This is a genomic window from Streptomyces boetiae, from assembly GCF_031845405.1.
Classification (GTDB): Bacteria; Actinomycetota; Actinomycetes; order Streptomycetales; family Streptomycetaceae; genus Streptomyces; species Streptomyces boetiae.
On sequence record NZ_JAVREN010000005.1, the window covers coordinates 27307 to 45097 of the forward strand.

The 17791-nt window shown below is 74.4% G+C and carries 18 protein-coding genes; 14 read left to right on the forward strand and 4 right to left on the reverse strand.

Annotated elements, in window-relative coordinates:
- Positions 1-61: 61 nt before the first annotated feature.
- Both RM780_RS04820 and RM780_RS04825 read right to left on the reverse strand, forming a co-directional pair.
- Positions 62-1747: an acyclic terpene utilization AtuA family protein gene (locus RM780_RS04820; protein ID WP_311629214.1), complete on the reverse strand. Its 1686-nt coding sequence runs from the start codon at positions 1745-1747 to the stop codon at positions 62-64.
- Positions 1744-2526, reverse strand: a complete 783-nt coding sequence (locus RM780_RS04825; protein WP_311629215.1) for a TIGR03084 family metal-binding protein — start codon at positions 2524-2526, stop codon at positions 1744-1746. The genes RM780_RS04820 and RM780_RS04825 overlap by 4 nt, the downstream gene beginning before the upstream one ends.
- 143 nt (positions 2527-2669) lie before the next feature.
- Between RM780_RS04825 and cutA the strand changes: the two genes are divergently transcribed.
- Entirely contained in the window at positions 2670-2999 is a 330-nt protein-coding gene (gene cutA / locus RM780_RS04830; RefSeq protein WP_311629217.1) for a divalent-cation tolerance protein CutA, read from the forward strand.
- Between the two features lie 93 nt (positions 3000-3092).
- Here the strand turns inward: cutA and RM780_RS04835 are convergent, their stop codons facing one another.
- Positions 3093-4277 carry a helix-turn-helix domain-containing protein gene (locus tag RM780_RS04835; RefSeq protein ID WP_311629218.1) on the reverse strand — a complete coding sequence of 395 codons (1185 nt, stop codon included), beginning with the start codon at positions 4275-4277 and terminating at the stop codon, positions 3093-3095.
- A gap of 140 nt (positions 4278-4417) precedes the next feature.
- Between RM780_RS04835 and RM780_RS04840 the strand changes: the two genes are divergently transcribed.
- The 5 genes from RM780_RS04840 (at position 4418) to RM780_RS04860 (ending at position 6390) form a co-directional block, all read left to right on the forward strand.
- Positions 4418-4756, forward strand: coding sequence for a hypothetical protein (locus RM780_RS04840; RefSeq protein ID WP_311629220.1), 339 nt, complete (start codon positions 4418-4420; stop codon positions 4754-4756).
- Positions 4756-5163 carry a hypothetical protein gene (locus tag RM780_RS04845; RefSeq protein WP_311629221.1) on the forward strand — a complete coding sequence of 136 codons (408 nt, stop codon included), beginning with the start codon at positions 4756-4758 and terminating at the stop codon, positions 5161-5163. Before RM780_RS04840 ends, RM780_RS04845 begins: the two co-directional genes overlap by 1 nt.
- Positions 5156-5533, forward strand: coding sequence for a hypothetical protein (locus RM780_RS04850; protein WP_311629222.1), 378 nt, complete (start codon positions 5156-5158; stop codon positions 5531-5533). Before RM780_RS04845 ends, RM780_RS04850 begins: the two co-directional genes overlap by 8 nt.
- Positions 5530-5787: a hypothetical protein gene (locus RM780_RS04855; RefSeq protein WP_311629223.1), complete on the forward strand. Its 258-nt coding sequence runs from the start codon at positions 5530-5532 to the stop codon at positions 5785-5787. The genes RM780_RS04850 and RM780_RS04855 overlap by 4 nt, the downstream gene beginning before the upstream one ends.
- 90 nt (positions 5788-5877) lie before the next feature.
- Positions 5878-6390, forward strand: a complete 513-nt coding sequence (locus RM780_RS04860; protein ID WP_311629364.1) for a GntR family transcriptional regulator — start codon at positions 5878-5880, stop codon at positions 6388-6390.
- 2 nt (positions 6391-6392) lie between these two features.
- Here the strand turns inward: RM780_RS04860 and RM780_RS04865 are convergent, their stop codons facing one another.
- Positions 6393-7040, reverse strand: a complete 648-nt coding sequence (locus RM780_RS04865) for an SACE_7040 family transcriptional regulator (protein ID WP_311629224.1) — start codon at positions 7038-7040, stop codon at positions 6393-6395.
- Positions 7041-7088: 48 nt separating this feature from the next.
- On the opposite strand from RM780_RS04865, the gene RM780_RS04870 reads away from it, so the two are divergent.
- The 8 genes from RM780_RS04870 (at position 7089) to glmS (ending at position 17662) form a co-directional block, all read left to right on the forward strand.
- Positions 7089-8705 carry a carboxyl transferase domain-containing protein gene (locus tag RM780_RS04870; RefSeq protein ID WP_311629225.1) on the forward strand — a complete coding sequence of 539 codons (1617 nt, stop codon included), beginning with the start codon at positions 7089-7091 and terminating at the stop codon, positions 8703-8705.
- Positions 8706-8710: 5 nt separating this feature from the next.
- Positions 8711-10858, forward strand: a complete 2148-nt coding sequence (locus RM780_RS04875) for an acetyl/propionyl/methylcrotonyl-CoA carboxylase subunit alpha (RefSeq protein ID WP_311629226.1) — start codon at positions 8711-8713, stop codon at positions 10856-10858.
- Positions 10859-10905: 47 nt separating this feature from the next.
- Positions 10906-11853 (forward strand): hydroxymethylglutaryl-CoA lyase, encoded by a 948-nt coding sequence (locus RM780_RS04880; RefSeq protein ID WP_311629365.1) that lies wholly within the window; start codon positions 10906-10908, stop codon positions 11851-11853.
- A complete protein-coding gene (locus RM780_RS04885) occupies positions 11850-13025 on the forward strand; it encodes an acyl-CoA dehydrogenase family protein (protein WP_311629227.1) in 1176 nt (391 codons plus the stop codon). The genes RM780_RS04880 and RM780_RS04885 overlap by 4 nt, the downstream gene beginning before the upstream one ends.
- A gap of 282 nt (positions 13026-13307) precedes the next feature.
- On the forward strand, positions 13308-13775 hold the full coding sequence (locus RM780_RS04890) for a hypothetical protein (protein WP_311629228.1): 468 nt from the start codon (positions 13308-13310) through the stop codon (positions 13773-13775).
- 33 nt (positions 13776-13808) lie between these two features.
- Positions 13809-15323 carry a serine/threonine-protein kinase gene (locus RM780_RS04895; RefSeq protein WP_311629230.1) on the forward strand — a complete coding sequence of 505 codons (1515 nt, stop codon included), beginning with the start codon at positions 13809-13811 and terminating at the stop codon, positions 15321-15323.
- A gap of 131 nt (positions 15324-15454) precedes the next feature.
- Positions 15455-15730, forward strand: a complete 276-nt coding sequence (locus RM780_RS04900; protein ID WP_311629231.1) for a hypothetical protein — start codon at positions 15455-15457, stop codon at positions 15728-15730.
- A gap of 111 nt (positions 15731-15841) precedes the next feature.
- Positions 15842-17662: a glutamine--fructose-6-phosphate transaminase (isomerizing) gene (gene glmS / locus RM780_RS04905; protein WP_311629232.1), complete on the forward strand. Its 1821-nt coding sequence runs from the start codon at positions 15842-15844 to the stop codon at positions 17660-17662.
- Positions 17663-17791 lie beyond the last annotated feature (129 nt).

A 17791-nucleotide genomic window follows, 5' to 3' on the forward strand; every position in this document is an offset into this window, starting at 1 on the left:
CCCGCGCGGCAAAGCCCGGCTATCGTCTGGGGCTGCGGCCCGTCAGCCGCGCGTGCGTCGCTCACAGAAGAGCCTCCGGTATGTCCACGTGGCGCGAACGCAGCCACTCGCCCAGCGCCTTGGCCTGCGGGTCGAAGCGGGCCTGGTAGGCGACGCCGGCGCCGAGCAGGCCGTCCACGACGAAGTTCAGCGCGCGCAGGTTCGGCAGCGCGTGCCGGGTCACCGGCAAGTCCGCCGTCTCGGGGAGAAGTTCGCGGAACCGCTCGGTGGTGAGGGTGTGGGCCAGCCAACGCCAGGCGTCCTCGCCGCGCGCCCACACCCCGACGTTGGCCGAGCCGCCCTTGTCCCCGCTGCGCGCCCCGGCCACCAGGCCCAGCGGCGCGCGGCGCACCGGCCCCGGGGGCAACGGCGGTGGCGGCTTGGCCTCCTGAACTTCCGTCAGCTTGCGTGTCTCCGCAGGCGGAGCGATCTCCACCCGCCCGCCGTCCGGCAGCACCGCGACGTGCGGCACCTCCGCCGCCGGCACGAACGCGGCCTCGAACACCCCGTAGGGCGAGGCGTCCTTGGGCGGCGCGGTGACGTGGAACCCGGGGTAGCTCGCCAGGGCCAGCTCCACGGCCGCGCGGCCCGGCGGGCGGCCGATGGCGCGCGGGTCGTTCCCCCGCAGCACGGCGCGCAGCACCGCGCTGGCCTCCTCCTCGCCGGGGGCGTCCGGGTGGTCGGTGCGGGCCAGGGTCCACTCGGCGTCCAGGTGGGCGAGCTGGGCGCGCACAAGCTCCGCCTTGGCCTCGATGTCCAGTCCGGTGAGGACGAACTCCACCTCGTTGCGGTATCCGCCGAGCGTGGCGCAGCCCACCTTCACCGTGGGCGGCGGCGGTTCGCCGCGCACGCCGGAGATCCTCACCCGGTCCTTGCCCTCCTCCTCCAGCCGCACGGTGTCGAAGCGGGCGGTGACGTCGGGCCCGGCGTACCGGGCCCCGCCGATCTCGTACAGGAGCTGTGCGGTGACCGTGCCCACGGTGACGGCGCCGCCCGTTCCGGGGTGCTTGGTGATGACGCTGCTGCCGTCCGCGTGGACCTCGGCCAGCGGAAACCCGGGGTGCGCGAGGTCCGGAATCTCGGTGAAGAAGGCGTAGTTGCCGCCGGTGGCCTGCGTTCCGCATTCGATGACGTGCCCGGCGACCACTGCCCCGGCCAGCGCGTCCCAGTCGTCCCGGGCCCAGCCGAAGTGCGCGGCGGCCGGGCCGGCCACGAGCGCGGCGTCGGTGACGCGGCCGGTGACCACGATGTCGGCGCCCGCCTCCAGGCAGGCGGCGATGCCCCAGGCGCCGAGGTAGGCGTTGGCGGTCAGCGGGCCGCCCAGGCCCAGTTCGGCGGCGCGCGGCAGCAGGTCGTCGCCCTCCACGTGCGCCACGGCGGGCCGCAGCCCCAGGCGTTCGCCCAGCGTGCGCACGGCCTCGGCCAGGCCGGCCGGGTTGAGGCCGCCCGCGTTGGTGACGATTCTGACGCCGCGCTCCAGCGCGGTGCCCAGGGTGTCCTCCAACTGACGGAGGAACGTCCTGGCGTACCCGGCGCCGGGGTCCTTCAGCCGGTCGCGGCCCAGGATCAGCATGGTCAGCTCGGCTAGGTAGTCGCCGGTGAGCACGTCGAGTTCGCCGCCCTCCAGCATCTCGGCCACGGCCGAGAACCGGTCCCCGTAGAAGCCGGAGGCGTTGCCGATCCGCAGCGGCTGCCCGGCCCCGCTCATGCGGACGCTCCGGCCGCGCGGCCGGCCCCGGGCGGCCCGGCGAAGGCCTGCGCGATCTCCAGCCACCGGCGGGCGTCGGGGCCCACGGCCGTGACCGCCAGGTCGGACAGGTGCCGCCGCTGGGTGACCAGCAGACAGAAGTCCAGCGCCCGCCCCAGCACCCGCTGCTCCGCGTCCTCGGGGCCCCATTCCCAGCTCTCGCCGCCGGGACCCTCCAGCTCCACCCGGAACGGCCCGCCCGGCGCCTCATCGCCCCGGATAAGGAAGGCGAAGTCCCTTGTACGCACGCCCAGATGGGCCACGTGCCGCAGCCGCGCGGTCGGCTCCCTGCGCACGCCGAGCGCGTCCACGACGTCCTGCCCGTGCGCCCAGGTCTCCATCAGCCGCGCGGTGGCGAGCGTGGTCACACTCATCGGCGGCCCGAACCACGGCACGCGCGTCCCGCGCGGCGCATCCGCGAGCGCCTCGGCCAGGGTCTCCCTGACCTCCCGCCAGTGTGCGAGCAGATCCGGCCGCGCCGCACCCCGCGCGGCGGCCCGGTCGACGTAACTGTCGGCCCTCCCCATGGACCGATCACGCTCCGCCACGAAGGCATCCGGGTCGGTCAGCGCCCGCAGCGCCATCCCGTCGGTCCAGGCCAGGTGGGCGATCTGATGCCCAATGCTCCACCCGGCCGCAGGCGTCGCCACAACCCAGCCCCCAGGCGGCAACCCACCCACGACCCGGTCCAGCGCCTCGCCCTCGGCCCGCAGATCGGCCACCACATCCAAGTCCGTCACGCGGCCAAGGTCCCACGCCCCCCATAAAAAATCAATGACGCTTGCTTGTTTCCAATGTCACCCCCCGCGCACAAGCCCCTGCCGACGCAGGACGGCGGCTCGTCTCGGGTACGTTCTCTGCGGACCGTGAGGGAGAGGGGCCCATGGCCGAGCACATCACCGTTTTGACCACGACCGACAGCCGGGAGGCGGCCGAGGCGCTGGCCCGCTCCGCCGTCGAGGCCCGCGTCGCCGCCTGCGCCCAGATCGAGGGGCCGGTCACCAGCGTGTACTGGTGGGAGGGCGAGGTCCAGACCGACCAGGAGTGGCGCGTCCTCTACAAGACGCCCGCCGCGCGCTACGACGCGCTGGAGGCCCACATCCGCAGCGTCCACACCTACGACACTCCCGAGATCATCGCCGCCGACATCGCCCGCGGCAGCGCCGCCTACCTCTCGTGGCTAGACCGGGAGACCACCACGCCCGCCACCTAGGCCGGCGCCAGACGCAGCTCTTCGGCGAGCGCCCGTCCGGTGCGCCCTCCTGGCAGTTGCTCGCGCGGCGCGATCAGCCGCCGGCGCCCCCGGTCACTTCCGCAGGCCCGCCCACTTCGCCAGGAGCGTGAGTTCGGGCTTGGAGCGGCGGTGGAGGGATACGAGGACTCGTAGGACTTCGCGGGCCATGGGGTGGATGCGAGCCATTTGGGGTGCGGCGTCGCGGGCTTGGAGGAGGGCGTGCAGGGCGGTGTCGCGGTCTCCTGCGGCGAGGTGGGCGCGGGCTGCGTCGATGTGCAGGTGTCCGATGCGGGTGGGTGCCAGCCCCGGGAGCCGGGCGTCCTGGAGGTCTTCGGCCATCGCGACGGCGCGCCGTGGCTGTTCGAGCTCGATGTGCGTGGCCAGCTCGTGGAGTGCGACGTTGCCGGGGCCGAAGGTCAGGTTGTGCCGGTAGGCGTCGCCCGCCGGGACCAGGGCGGCCAGGCGCCGCGCGTGACCCAGGTGCAGCCGGGTGGTCGCGCCGTCCCGGGCCCGGGAGGCTAGGGTGACGGCCCGCAGGTGCAGGGACCCGGCCGCGACGACCGTCTCGACGCTCTGCGGCGCCGACGCCCCGAGGGTGGACAGCGCCCGGTCGGTCACGGCCAGCCCCTCCAGGTAGTCGCCCGCGGACTGGTAGGTGCCGGCCTCGGTCCAGGCGGCGGCCATCTGGGCGACGGGGGACCAGGTCTGGTTGGCCGCCCACTCCTGCCGGGCGGAGATCAGCGCGGCGAGGTCGGGGTAGCCGAGGCGGTGGGCGATGGTGAACGCGCAGGAGTAGGCGTCCACGACCATCTGCCACGCGGCGGGCTCCCCGCTGTCGTGGGCGTGGGCGACCGTGCGGCCGATCAGCTCGGGCAGGCCGGGCAGCAGGTCGGCGTAGTTGGTGGAGGCCCGCAGTTCGGAGGCCGCGTTGACGTCCGCCGCGAGCGTCTCCGGCCGGATGTCGGAGATGGCGGGGTGCCGGTGGCGCAGGACCGCGGAGCGCAGCGCGTCGATCAGCTGGGGGTCGGGGGACTCGGCGTAGGGCTGGCCGTAGAGGACGGCGAGGGGCACGCCGAGCGCACCGGCGAGGGCGGCGGCCACGGCGGGGCGGCAGGCGCGGTCACCGATCTCGATCTTGGCGAGAAGGGACTTGGAGATGTTGGCCCGGTTGGCGAGCGCTTGCTGTGACAGGCCCCGGGCCTTCCGCTGAACGGCGATGTTCTCGCCCACGGCGGTGGGGGATGCGGCAGCGTGCATGCCCAGAGTGTTCCCCAACTCAGGCCGCTTCCGCGCCACATCGCCCTGATTCCTGCCGATGGCTGTGCATCGTCTGTGATTCTTCGGGTCCTGTCCGCGTAGTTGTCTGCTTACGACAGGCAACGACGTCTGGAGGAACCATGACCAGTGGGGCGCCGGAGAGCACGAGCGTCGACCACGAGGCGCTGCGCGAGGCCGTTCGCCGGGCCAGACGCCTCTACGCGACCAAGGGCGCACCGGATCAGGTCGCCGCGACGACCGCGGAACTCTCCGCGCACCTGCGGGCCGCTCTCCGCACGTGCGAGACGCTGGCCGTTGACGGCCCCGGCTTCCACCTGGCCGCCCTGGAGAGTGCCCGGCACCTCCTCAACAGGCCCCCGGCGGAAGGCGGACCGCTGGCCCAGGCCGTCCACATGCAACTGCTGGCCGACGCGGCCTCGGCGCTCGGCGCCGCGCTCAGGACCCAAGGGGGCGCCTGATGAGCACACAGAGCCTGCCGGTGTGGCTGCCGACGACGGATCAGGGCGTGCAGATGCTGCCCGCTCATCGCTGGTGGGATGCCGTCCGGTTGCCGGGGTTCGTGGGTTTCCGGGTGCTGTACCGGCTTCGTTGTGTCCGTGGCTGCGGCGCGGTCGTTCAGGATCAGGAGGCCGACACCCTGACGTGGCTGGTCCGCGTGGGCGCGGCGGATGGGTGGGAGGCCATCAATGCCGAGGTTCTGCGCATGGGGGTCGTCCCGGTACCCCCGGCGCGTTACTGCGCGGGCACCTTCACCGGGGGCGCCAGCATTCGCTGGCTGGTCCCGCCTGCCGGGGCCTGTCTGACCGAACCCGGGCCGCTGCGCGCCGCGCTTTGCCTCGCCCACCAGGAGACCCGCCGTGCCTGACACCGAAGCCCCCTGGGCCGGGGCGCGGTTGCTGCCCTGGCCGGGGCAGGAGGGGAGCCCGGCCTTCCTCGCGCCCCATGGCGGGGAGACGCAGCTGGCCGCGCTTGCGGACGAGGTGGAGCAGCTTCAGCCGGCCGCCGGGGCCGAGGTGCTGCGCTGTGCCCGGCCGTTGATCGCTGAACCGGCGGCCACCGTGAGGGAGGTGCGCTTCGCGGCGATCCGGCTGGCGGAGTGCCTGTCCGACGCGCTGCGGGTGGCGGAGAGCCGGTGCGCCCGACTGGCCCTCCGACCGCCCGGCCCCAACGCCCGCACCCACGAGGACTCGCACGGCCAGGTCGCCGCTGATGACCAGGAAACGAGGCAGGGATGAACCAGCGCATCGCCATCGGCGTCACCGTGGACCCGCTCACCATCCGGGTCGGGGATCAACTGCTCCTCGCGGGCCAGGCGTTCACCGTGGCCGACATGACGGCCACCCCGCGCGGCGGGCGCCGTCTGGAATTCACCAGCGGAGAGTCGTTCACCATGCGTGCCCACACCGTCCACTACGCCACCCGCACCATCCGCCCCACGCCCGGCACCACCGGCGCCCGATCAGGACGACCACACCCCCGCACCCGCTGACCGCCTGCGCGCCTGCGCGCCGGGAACATACTGCTCTTCACACAAGGGGAGAGGGTGGAAGCCGTGGGCAGCGACTGGGTCAGTGCGTCGATGCCGTACCTCAGGCCGGGAGGCGACGGGCCCGGGGGTGCCTGGCGCGAGGAGGCGCGGGCCCGGGGGCGGCGCGGTGGCCAGCGGATCGTGCACGCCGGGGAGGTCCCCGCCCCGGAGGTCGTGGCCGGGCTGCTCGGGGTGGCGGAAGGAAGCCTCGTGGTCGTCCGCCGGAGGATCATGTACGCCGACGAGGAGCCGGTCGAACTCACGGACGCCTACTTCCCGTTGCACATCGCCCGGGGGACGCCCCTCGCCGCACCCGCCAAGATCCCGGGCGGAGCCGTCGCCCTGCTGGCCGGGCTGGGGCACGTCGGCCACCTCGTCCGGGAGGACGTGACCGCGCGCATGCCGACCGACGAGGAGCGCGCACTCCTCGGGGCCGCGCGGGACGAGCCGGTGCTGCAATTGGCGCGCCTCACTCTCGACCGGGAGAAACGCCCCGTCGAGGCCGACGTGATGGTGATGCCCGCGGCGCGCCGACGGCTGCGTTACGAGCTGAGGCCGGACTGAGCCTAGCCCCGCCCACCGCCCCCGCCCGCCGCCGAGGCGAACGCTCCGCGGGCCAGGCGGTGCAGGAGCGCGGCCGTGGTCGGGCGGTCCGGGAGGGTGTGGGGGCGGGAGAGGCGGGGGGTGGAGTTCAGGAGGCCGAAGACCGCGTGGACGGCCGCGCGGGCCTGGGGGTCGGGGAGGGCGGGGTGGGCCTCGCGGACGACCTCCACCCACAGCTCGACGTACTGGCGCTGGAGCTGCCGCACCCGGCGCCGGTCCGCGTCCGGGAGGCGGTCCAGCTCCCGGTCGTGGAGGGTGATCAGCGCCCGGTCCGTCAGGGCGAACTCGATGTGCCCCGCGATCAGTGCGTCCAGCGCCGCCTCGGCGCCCTGGCCCGAGGCGCGCGCCCGCGCGGCCCGCGCCTCGCCGCCCTCCCGCAGGCGGCTGCTGATGCCCACCAGCAGCTCGGCCAGCATCGCGTCCTTGCCCGCGAAGTGCCGGTACAGCGCCGGCCCGCTGATGCCCACCGCCGCGCCTATCTCGTCCACGCCCACGCCGTGGAAGCCGCGCTCGGCGAAGAGCCGCGAGGCTTCGCGAAGGATCTGCTCCCGGCGCGAGAGGGCGCCCGCGGCGGGCCGGGAGGCGCCCTCGGCGCGGGAACGGGAGGTCATGACACCGCATTGTAGACACGGCGGGTTAGCGAGCGTTAACCTGGCCGCATGCGGCAGGCACCCGTGCTGACCTCCGCGGCCGACCCGGCGTCCGAGGCGTTCCGGGCTCATGAGGCCGCCCACCGCGAGCTGGCGGCCCGGCTCCGCGAGAAGCTGGCCGCCGCCCGCCTCGGCGGCGGCGAGCGCGCCCGCGCGCGGCACGCCGCCCGCGGCAAGCTGCTCCCCCGGGACCGGGTGGACGCCCTGCTCGACCCCGGCTCGCCCTTCCTGGAGCTGGCCCCACTCGCCGCCGACGGCCTCTACGGCGGCCAGGCCCCGGCCGCCGGGGTGATCGCCGGCATCGGCCGCGTCAGCGGCCGGGAGGCCGTCATCGTGGCCAACGACGCGACCGTCAAGGGCGGGACGTACTACCCCCTGACCGTCAAGAAGCACCTGCGCGCCCAGGACATCGCCCTGGAGAACCGCCTCCCGTGCCTCTACCTGGTCGACTCCGGCGGCGCGTTCCTCCCGATGCAGGACGAGGTCTTCCCCGACCGCGACCACTTCGGCCGCATCTTCTACAACCAGGCCCGGATGTCCGCCGCCGGCATCCCCCAGCTCGCCGCCGTCCTCGGCTCCTGCACCGCCGGCGGGGCGTACGTTCCGGCCATGAGCGACGAGGCCGTCATCGTCCGCGGCCAGGGAACGATCTTCCTCGGCGGCCCGCCGCTGGTGAAGGCCGCCACCGGCGAGGTCGTCACCGCCGAGGAGCTGGGCGGCGGCGAGGTCCACTCCCGGGTCTCCGGCGTCACCGACCACCTCGCCGAGGACGACGCCCACGCCCTGCGCATCCTGCGCACCCTGGTCGCCACCCTCCCGCGGCGCGGCCCGCTGCCCTGGTCCGTCGAGCCCGCCGAGCCGCCCGCCGTGGACCCGGCCGGCCTCTACGGTGTGGTGCCCGTGGACTCCCGCACCGCCTACGACGTCCGCGAGGTGATCGCCCGCCTGGTGGACGGCTCCCGATTCCAGGAGTTCAAGGCCGAGTTCGGGCCCACGCTGGTCACCGGCTTCGCCCGCCTGCACGGGCACCCCGTCGGCATCGTGGCGAACAACGGCGTCCTCTTCTCCGAATCCGCCCAGAAGGGCGCCCACTTCATCGAGCTGTGCGACCAACGCGGCATCCCGCTGGTCTTTTTGCAGAACATCTCCGGCTTCATGGTCGGCCGCGCGTACGAGGCCGGCGGCATCGCCAAGCACGGCGCCAAGATGGTCACCGCCGTGGCCTGCGCCCGCGTCCCCAAGCTCACCGTCGTCATCGGCGGCTCCTACGGCGCGGGGAACTACTCGATGTGCGGCCGGGCGTACTCCCCCCGCTTCCTGTGGATGTGGCCGAACGCCAAGATCTCCGTCATGGGCGGCGAGCAGGCCGCCGCCGTGCTGGCCACCGTCCGCCGCGACCAGCTCGCCGCCTCCGGCGAGGAGTGGCCCGCCGAGGCCGAGGAGGCGTTCAAGGAGCCCGTCCGCGCCCAGTACGCCACCCAGGGCGACGCGTACTACGCCACCGCCCGCCTGTGGGACGACGGCATCATCGACCCGCTCCAGACCCGCACCGTCCTCGGCCTCGCCCTGACCGCCTGCGCCAACGCCCCGCTGCCCGACACCCGTTACGGCGTCTTCCGGATGTGATCCGCGTGCCCTTCGCCACCGTCCTCATCGCCAACCGCGGCGAGATCGCCGTCCGCGTCATCCGCACCCTGCGGCGCCTCGGCATCGCCTCCGTCGCCGTCCACAGCGACGCCGACGCCGACGCGCCCCACGTCCGCGCGGCCGACCGCGCCGTGCGCCTGGGCCCCGCGCCCGCCGCCGAGTCCTACCTCTCCCTGCCGCGCCTGCTGGACGCCGCCGCGGCCACCGGCGCCGACGCCGTCCACCCCGGGTACGGCTTCCTCGCGGAGAACGCCGCCTTCGCCCGCGCCGTCACCGACGCCGGGCTGACGTTCATCGGCCCTCCGGCCGAGGCCATCGCCGCCATGGGCGACAAGATCCGCGCCAAGGAGACGGTCGCCGCCGCGGGCGTTCCCGTGGTGCCTGGCGTGCGCGACCCCGGCCCCGGGGACCCCGGCGCCCCCGGCCTGGCCGAGGCGGCGCGCGGGCTGGCGTTCCCCCTGCTGCTCAAGCCCTCGGCGGGGGGCGGCGGCAAGGGCATGCGGCTGGTGCGCGACCCCGCCGCGCTGGAGGAGGAGATCGCCGCCGCCCGGCGCACCGCCCGCGCCGCCTTCGGGGACGACACGCTGCTCGCCGAGCGCTGGGTCGAACGCCCCCGGCACATCGAGATCCAGATCCTCGCGGACGCCCACGGCAGGGTGGTCCACCTGGGCGAACGCGAGTGCTCGCTCCAGCGCCGCCACCAGAAGGTCGTGGAGGAGGCCCCCAGCCCCCTGCTGGACGCCGACACCCGCGCCGCCATGGGCGAGGCCGCCGTCCGGGCCGCCCGCGCCTGCGGGTACCGGGGCGCGGGGACCGTGGAGTTCATCGTCCCCGGCGACGACCCCGGCACCCACTGGTTCATGGAGATGAACACGCGCCTTCAGGTCGAGCACCCCGTCACCGAGGCCATCACCGGCCTGGACCTGGTCGAATGGCAGGTGCGGATCGCCGCGGGCGAGCCGCTGCCCGCCGCCTTCCCGCCGCCCGCCTCCGGGCACGCGGTCGAGGCCCGGCTGTGCGCCGAGACCCCGCGCCTCGACTTCCTGCCTTCGGCGGGGACCGTCCGCCTGCTGCGCGAGCCGGAGGGGGAGGGCATCCGCGTGGACTCCGGGCTCGCGGAGGGCACCGAGGTCAGCCCGCACTACGACCCGATGCTCGCCAAGGTCGTCGCCCACGGCCCCGACCGCGCCACCGCCCTGCGCCGCCTGCGCGCCGCCCTCGGCCGCACCGCCGTGCTCGGCGTGGACACCAACGCCGGGTTCCTGCGCCGCCTGCTGTCCCACCCCGCCTTCGCCGCGGGCGACTACGACACCACGCTGGTCGAGTCCGCCGCGCCCTCGCTGATCCCCGGGGACGTTCCCGAGGAGGTGTACGCGGCGGCGGCCCTGCTGCGGCACGCGGCGCTCGCCCCGGCGCCCGCGCCGGGGGAGTGGGCCGACCCCTTCGGGGCCGCCGACGGCTGGCGGCTGGGCGGCGAGGCGGCGTGGACCGTGCACCACCTGCGGGTCCCCGGGCACGAGCCGGTGGCCGTCCGGGTCCGGCCCGGGGAGGTCCGCGTCGGGGAGGGGGCGGCCGTGGCCGCGCGGCTGCTGAGCCCGCCGGAGGCGCCCGAGGCGCGCATCGCCTTCGGTGAGCTGACCCACGCGTTCCACGTGGCGGGCGGCTCGCCCGGCGGCCCCGGTGGCGGCCTGCCGGGGGGCTCGCCCGGAACGCCCGGTGCGACGCCCGGTGGAACGCCCGCCGGTCCGACCGGTCTCCGGCCCGGAGACGGGTCCGGCGCGTGGCCCACGCTGTGGCTCGGCCGCGACGGCGACGCCTGGGAGGTGCGCCCGCACGACCCCGTCGCCACCGCCGGCGCGGGCGCGGCGGGCTTCCAGGACACCCTCACCGCCCCCATGCCCGGCACGGTCACCGTCGTCAAGGCCGCGGCGGGGGAGGAGGTGACGGCGGGTCAGACCCTTCTGGTGCTGGAGGCGATGAAGATGGAGCACCTCATCACCGCACCGCACGACGGCACGCTCACCACCCTGTCCGTCGCCGCGGGCACGGCCGTCGCCATCGACCAGCCGCTCGCCGTCGTCACGCCGGCCACGGCCGTTACACCCTCGCCCCCCGGGGAGGCACCCGCGTGAACGACGCCTCCGCGCCCGCCGCGAACCCGTCCCCCCTCCCGTCCCCCATCCCCGGCGCGGTCCTCGCGCCGACCTCCGCTCCCGGGTACCCCGCCCACGTGCGCATCCACGAAGTCGGCCCCCGCGACGGCCTGCAGAACGAGCCGGCCACGCTCCCGCCCGACGTCAAGGCCGAGTTCATCCACCGCCTGGCCGCCGCGGGCCTCACCACCATCGAGGCCACCAGCTTCGTCCACCCCCGGTGGGTCCCCCAACTCGCGGACGCCGAGCAGGTCTTCCCCCTCGTCCGCGACCTCACCGGGGTCCGCCTCCCCGTCCTGGTCCCCAACGAGCGCGGCCTGGAGCGCGCCCTGGCCCACGGCGCCCGCGAGGTCGCCGTCTTCGCCAGCGCCACCGAGTCCTTCGCCCGCGCCAACCTCAACCGCACCGTGGACGAATCCCTGACGATGTTCACCCCGGTCGTCGCCCGCTCCCTCGACGCCGGCGTCCCCGTCCGCGGGTACCTCTCGATGTGCTTCGGCGACCCCTGGGAGGGCGACGTGCCCGTCACCCAGGTCGTTCGCGTCGCCCGCCGCCTGAGCGACCTCGGCTGCGCCGAGCTGAGCCTGGGCGACACCATCGGCGTGGCCACCCCCGGCCGGGTCGCCGAGCTGCTGAACGCCCTCGCCGCGGCCGGCATCCCGGCCGACCGCCTCGCCGTCCACTTCCACGACACCTACGGCCAGGCCCTGGCCAACACCCTCACCGCGCTCCGGCACGGCGTCACCACCGTGGACGCCTCCGCCGGCGGCCTGGGCGGCTGCCCCTACGCCAAGAGCGCCACCGGCAACCTCGCCACCGAGGACCTGCTGTGGATGCTCAACGGCCTGGGCATCTCCACCGGCGTCGACCTGGAGAGGCTGGTCGCCACCAGCCTCTGGCTCGCCCGCCGCCTCGGACGCCCCAGCCCCTCCCGCACCGTCCGCGCCCTCTCCCACCAGGAGCCCCGCGAATGACGACCACCCCCACGGCCCCCGCTCCCGCCCCCTCCTTCGGGCTGACCCCGGAGCACGAGGAACTCCGCCGCACCGTCGAGGAGTTCGCCCACGACGTGATCGCCCCCGCCATCGGGGACCTCTACGAACGCCACGCCTTCCCCTACGAGATCGTGCGCGAGATGGGCCGGATGGGCCTGTTCGGCCTGCCCTTCCCCGAGGAGTACGGCGGCATGGGCGGCGACTACCTCGCCCTGTGCCTGGCTCTGGAGGAGCTGGCCCGCGTCGACTCCTCCGTGGCCATCACCCTGGAGGCCGCCGTCTCCCTCGGCGCCATGCCCCTGTTCCGCTACGGCACCGAGGAGCAGAAACGCCGCTGGCTGCCCGCGCTGTGCCGCGGCGAGGCCCTCGGGGCGTTCGGCCTCACCGAGCCCGAGGCGGGCTCCGACGCCGGGGGCACCCGCACCACCGCCGTCCGCGACGGCGACACCTGGGTCATCAACGGCACCAAGTGCTTCATCACCAACTCCGGCACCGACATCACCTCCCTGATCACCGTCACCGCCGTCACCTCACCCGGCCGCATCTCCACCCTGGTCGTCCCCGCCGGAACGCCCGGCCTGACCGTCGCCCCGGCGTACTCCAAGGTCGGATGGAACTCCTCGGACACCCACGAGCTGTCCTTCGCGGACGTGCGCGTCCCCGCCGACCACCTCCTCGGCGAAGAGGGCCGCGGCTACGCGCAGTTCCTGCACATCCTGGACGAGGGCCGCATCGCCATCGCCGCCCTCTCCACGGGCCTCGCCCAGGGCTGCCTGGACGAATCCCTCGCCTACGCCCGCACCCGCTCCGCCTTCGGCCGCCCCATCGGGGCCAACCAGGCCATCCAGTTCAAGCTCGCGGACATGGCCGCCCGCGCCCACACCGCCCGCACCACCTGGCGCGACGCCGCCGCCCGCCTCGCCGCCGGCGCCCCCTTCAAGCAGCAGGCCGCCATCGCCAAGCTCCACGCCTCCGACGTTGCCGTCACCAACGCCCGCGAGGCCACCCAGATCCACGGCGGCTACGGCTTCATGAACGAATACCCTGTCGCCCGCATGTGGCGCGACGCCAAGATCCTGGAGATCGGCGAGGGCACCAGCGAGGTCCAGCGCATGCTGATCGCCCGCGCCTTGGGGCTGAGTGACCTCTGATACGCGCCCTGTTACCGTGACCCCCGTCGTTTCCGGAGTACCGAGGGGGGACTTCGCCCCCGGCGATCTGTCAACGGGCGAGGCGGAGGACATGAAATGTTCGCCGTTGGCGGTGCGCATCCGCCGTCTCTGCCTGGTGGTGCGTCACAGGGCTTCTGGTCGGAGGCTGCTCCTCCGGAGGGACCGGTGAGGAGAGTCCTTCGGCCATCGGCGACGGCTTCCGTTTCCGTACGGCAACTCTGCGAGAGAGTCCTGGCCTCGGCCGCCGGCGATCTGGAACGGATGGCCGGGACGCGGGAGTTCAAGGAGGTCGGCGAGGAGCCGGCCGCTCTCGAAGCCTTTCTGGCGGGGCTGGCGAGAGCCTTCGAGAAGACGCTCTGTCTGTTCGAAGCTCAGGGAACGGCACGCAGCTCGCCGAACTCGACTCCGGCGCGAGTGGCCCTCGGCTGGCTCCGGCCCGAGTCCATCGCCGACGGCTACCCGGACGCTTCCATCCCGTATGCGACCGGGGAGCTGTCGTACAGCCTCAACGACGCCACCGGCATCACCTTTCCCTGCTCGGCGGACGGCGACGAGCCCTACCCGGCCCCGTACACGAACGCCTCGTTCTCGGCGGGAACAGAGGCCTGGGACCCCGACCTGCGGATGTCCGTGCTCAACGCGGCGGCGCGCGTTGTCGCCGACGGCCTGGGGTGTCTTGAGGAGTCGGGCCTGCCCGAAGGGGCGCCCGAGCGGGTTGCCGGTGGCTGATGGGGACGGGGGCGGGACGCCTAGAGTGAGCGCATGGCTGGGGCGGAGCAGGGGCAGGTCGTCGATGGGCGGTTTCGGCTGGTGCGGCGGCTGGGGGGCGGCGGGATGGGGACCGTCTGGCTGGCGCGGGATGTCGCGTTGGAGCGGGATGTCGCGCTGAAGGAGGTGTGGCCGCCGGATCACGGGGCCGGGGAGGCCGAGCCGGCGCTGCGGGAGAGGGCCGTGCGCGAGGCGCGGGCGTTGGCGCGGGTCAGCCACCCGAACGCGGTGAGGATTTACCACATCGTGGACGTCCAGCCCTTCCCCTGGCTGGTGATGGAGCTGCTGCCGGGACCCTCGCTGGAGGAGCTGGCGGAGGCGGGCCCGCTGCCGCCCGCCGAGGTGATCGCGTACGGGCGCGACGTGCTGGCAGCGCTCCGGGCGGCGCACGCCGTCGGCGTGCACCACCGGGACGTGAAGCCGGGCAACGTCCTGCTGGGCGCGCCGGGGGAGGGCGGGGCGCGGCCGGCCGTGCTCACCGACTTCGGGATCGCCGCGCTGATGGGCGCGGCGCCGGTGACGCTGACGGGCAGCATCGTCGGCTCCCCCGAGTACATCGCCCCCGAGCGCATCCGCGGCGTGCCCGACGCCCCGGCGGCGGACCTGTGGTCGCTGGGGATGACGCTGTACGTCCTGGCCGAGGGCACCAGCCCGATGCGCCGCGCGACGCCCCTGTCCACGCTGTCGGCGGTGCTGGAGGAGCCCGTGCCGCCGCCCGTGCGCTCCGGCCCGCTGGGCGAGGTGCTGGGCGCGGTCCTGGTGAAGGACCCGGCGGCCCGGCCGGACGGGGCGCGGCTGGACGCGCTGCTGGCCAGGGCGCAGGAGCGGGCGCGGGCCACGGTCCTGGCGTCGGTGCCCGCGCGGACGGGCGAGGCGCCGGAGAGGCCGCGCGCCCGGCGTGGGGTGGTCGTTGCGGCGGCCGTTGTCGGGGCGCTGGCCCTGGCGGGCGGCATCACGGCCGCGGCGCTGCTGAGCGGCGGGGGAGGGGAGGGCACCGAGGACCCGCGGGGCGGCGGCGCCCCCGCGGTCACGCGGGAGGACGAGCCGCCGGAGCGCACGGAGGCGGAGCCCACGGAGGCGGAGCGCACGGAGGCGGAGCCTACGGAGGAGCCTACGGAGGAGCCTACGGAGGAGCCTACGGAGGAGCCCACCGAGGAGCCCACGGGAGAGCCCACCTCCGAGCCCCCGGCCGGGCGGTGGATCGCCATGCTGTTCTCGGAGCCGGTGGACTCGGGCGCCCTCGACCAGCGGCTGGCCGCCGTCCGCGAGGACGTCCCCGACGCCCAGGTGCTGCGCAGCGACGACTACGCCTCCCTCAACCCCGGGTTCTGGGTGATCCACGCCCCGGGGCCGTTCGCGGACGGGCGCGCGGCCGTGGCGTTCTGCGCCGCGCACGGGCGGACCGAGTCGAACGAGTGCGTCGGCCGTTATCTGAGCCAGGACGCCGGGCACCGGGCCCTGGTCTGCCACCCGCAGGGCGGCGGCAGCGGCCGTTGCGAAGAGGACTGATGGGCGACTGAGGGGGCGCAGCGGCCGTTCACCGGGACGGAGGGCCCGCGAATGACCGCCTTGCGGCAAATTCCTGCCCGATTCCGGGCAGGAAAGTTGCGAAAACGGTCGTGGCTCCGCAGTATCGAGGGGTGCTCGACGGCCGTACGCCCCATGAGGACCTGGTGGAACACCTGGTCCGCAGCACCCCCCTGGCCCCGGGAGAGGCGGTCCGGGTGGTGCTCGACGTGCTGGCGTACTTCGATGAGACGACGGAGGAGTTCGTCCGGCGGCGGCACCGCGAGCTGCGCTCCCGGGGGCTGGCCAACGAGGCGATCTTCGAGCGGATCGCGGCCGAGCTGCCGCGCCGCGCGGTGGCGCCTCCCGCACTGTCGTTGCGGCAGCTGCGGCGGATCGTCTACGGGTGAGCCGCCCGGCGGCCCGGCACCGGCAGGACCCAGGACCCACAGCAGGATCACCAGCAGCACCAGCACAGCAGCACCAGCACAGCAGGACCAGTGTCAGCAGGAGGAGCGTTCATGTGCGGAATCGTCGGGTACGTCGGCAAACGGGATGTGGCCCCGCTCCTGCTGGAGGGCCTGCAGCGGCTGGAGTACCGCGGCTACGACTCGGCCGGCATCGCGATCCACTCCAGCGGGCGCGGCGGGGGCCTGAAGACCGTCAAGAACGCCGGGCGGGTCCGTGATCTGGAGGCCAAGGTGCCGGCCCGCTTCGCCGGCTCCTGCGGCATCGCGCACACCCGCTGGGCCACCCACGGGGCGCCCAACGACACCAACGCCCACCCGCACCTGGACGGCGAGGGCCGCATCGCGGTCGTCCACAACGGGATCATCGACAACTCCTCCGACCTGCGCGCCAAGCTCGCCGCGGACGGCGTGGAGCTGGCCTCGGAGACCGACACCGAGGTGCTGGCCCACCTGATCGCCCGCTCGCAGGCGGAGACGCTGGAGGAGAAGGTCCGCGAGGCCCTGCGCTACATCGAGGGCACCTACGGCATCGCCGTCCTGCACGCGGACTTCCCCGACCGGATCGTGGTGGCCCGCAACGGCTCCCCGGTGGTGCTGGGCATCGGCGAGAAGGAGATGTTCGTCGCCTCCGACGTGGCCGCGCTGATCAGCCACACCCGCCAGGTGATCACCCTGGACGACGGCGAGATGGCCACCCTCAAGGCCGACGACTACCGCACCTACACCACCGACGGCAGCCGCACCGCCGCCTCCCCGACCACCGTGGAGTGGGAGGCGGAGAGCTACGACATGGGCGGCCACGACACGTACATGCACAAGGAGATCGCGGAGCAGCCGGACGCGGTGGACCGGGTGCTGCGCGGCCGGATCGACGAGCGGTTCGCGACCGTGCGGCTGGGCGGGCTCAACCTCGACGCCCGCGCGGCCCGCGCCGTGCGCCGGGTGAAGATCCTCGGCTGCGGCTCGGCGTACCACGCGGGCCTGATCGGCGCCCAGCTGATCGAGGAGCTGGCGCGCATCCCGGCCGACGCCGAGCCGGCCAGCGAGTTCCGCTACCGCAACGCCGTGGTGGACCCCGACACGCTCTACATCGCGACCAGCCAGTCCGGCGAGACCTACGACACCCTGGCCGCCGTCCAGGAGCTGAAGCGCAAGGGCGCGATGGTCCTGGGCGTGGTGAACGTCGTCGGCTCGGCGATCGCGCGGGAGACGGACGGCGGGGTGTACGTCCACGCCGGGCCCGAGGTGTGCGTGGTCTCCACGAAGTGCTTCACCAACACGGCGGTGGCCTTCGCGCTGCTGGCCCTGCACCTGGGCCGCATCCGGGACCTGTCGGTGGCGGACGGGCGGCGGATCATCGAGGGGCTGAAGAAGCTGCCGGAGCAGATCTCGGAGATCCTGCGCGAGGAGGACCGCATCGCCAAGCTGGCCGCCGAGGTGGCCGACGCGAAGAGCATGATGTTCGTCGGGCGGGTGCGCGGCTTCCCGGTGGCCAAGGAGGCTTCCCTGAAGCTGAAGGAGGTCTCCTACATCCACGCCGAGGCGTATCCGGCCTCCGAGCTGAAGCACGGGCCGCTGGCGCTGATCGAGCCGGCCGTCCCGACGGTGGCGATCATCCCCACCGACGAGCTGCTGGAGAAGAACCGCGCGACGCTGGAGGAGATCAAGGCGCGCAGCGGGCGGATCGTGGCGGTGGCGCACGAGGAGCAGGAGAAGGCGGACGACACCATCGTGGTGCCGCGCAACGAGCCCGAGCTGGACCCGGTGCTGATGGGCATCCCGCTGCAGTTGCTGGCGTACCACACGGCGCTGGCGCTGGGCCGGGACATCGATAAGCCGCGCAACCTGGCGAAGTCGGTCACGGTGGAATAGTGGAATAGGGGCGATGCGGGAGGGGTGCCGGGCGAGACGGGCGTCGCGCGGGACCGGCTCCGCGCGGGCCGTGCGCCGCGCGAGAGCGGCGCACGGCGGCCCCCGGGGGGAGTGCGTGCCACCAAACGC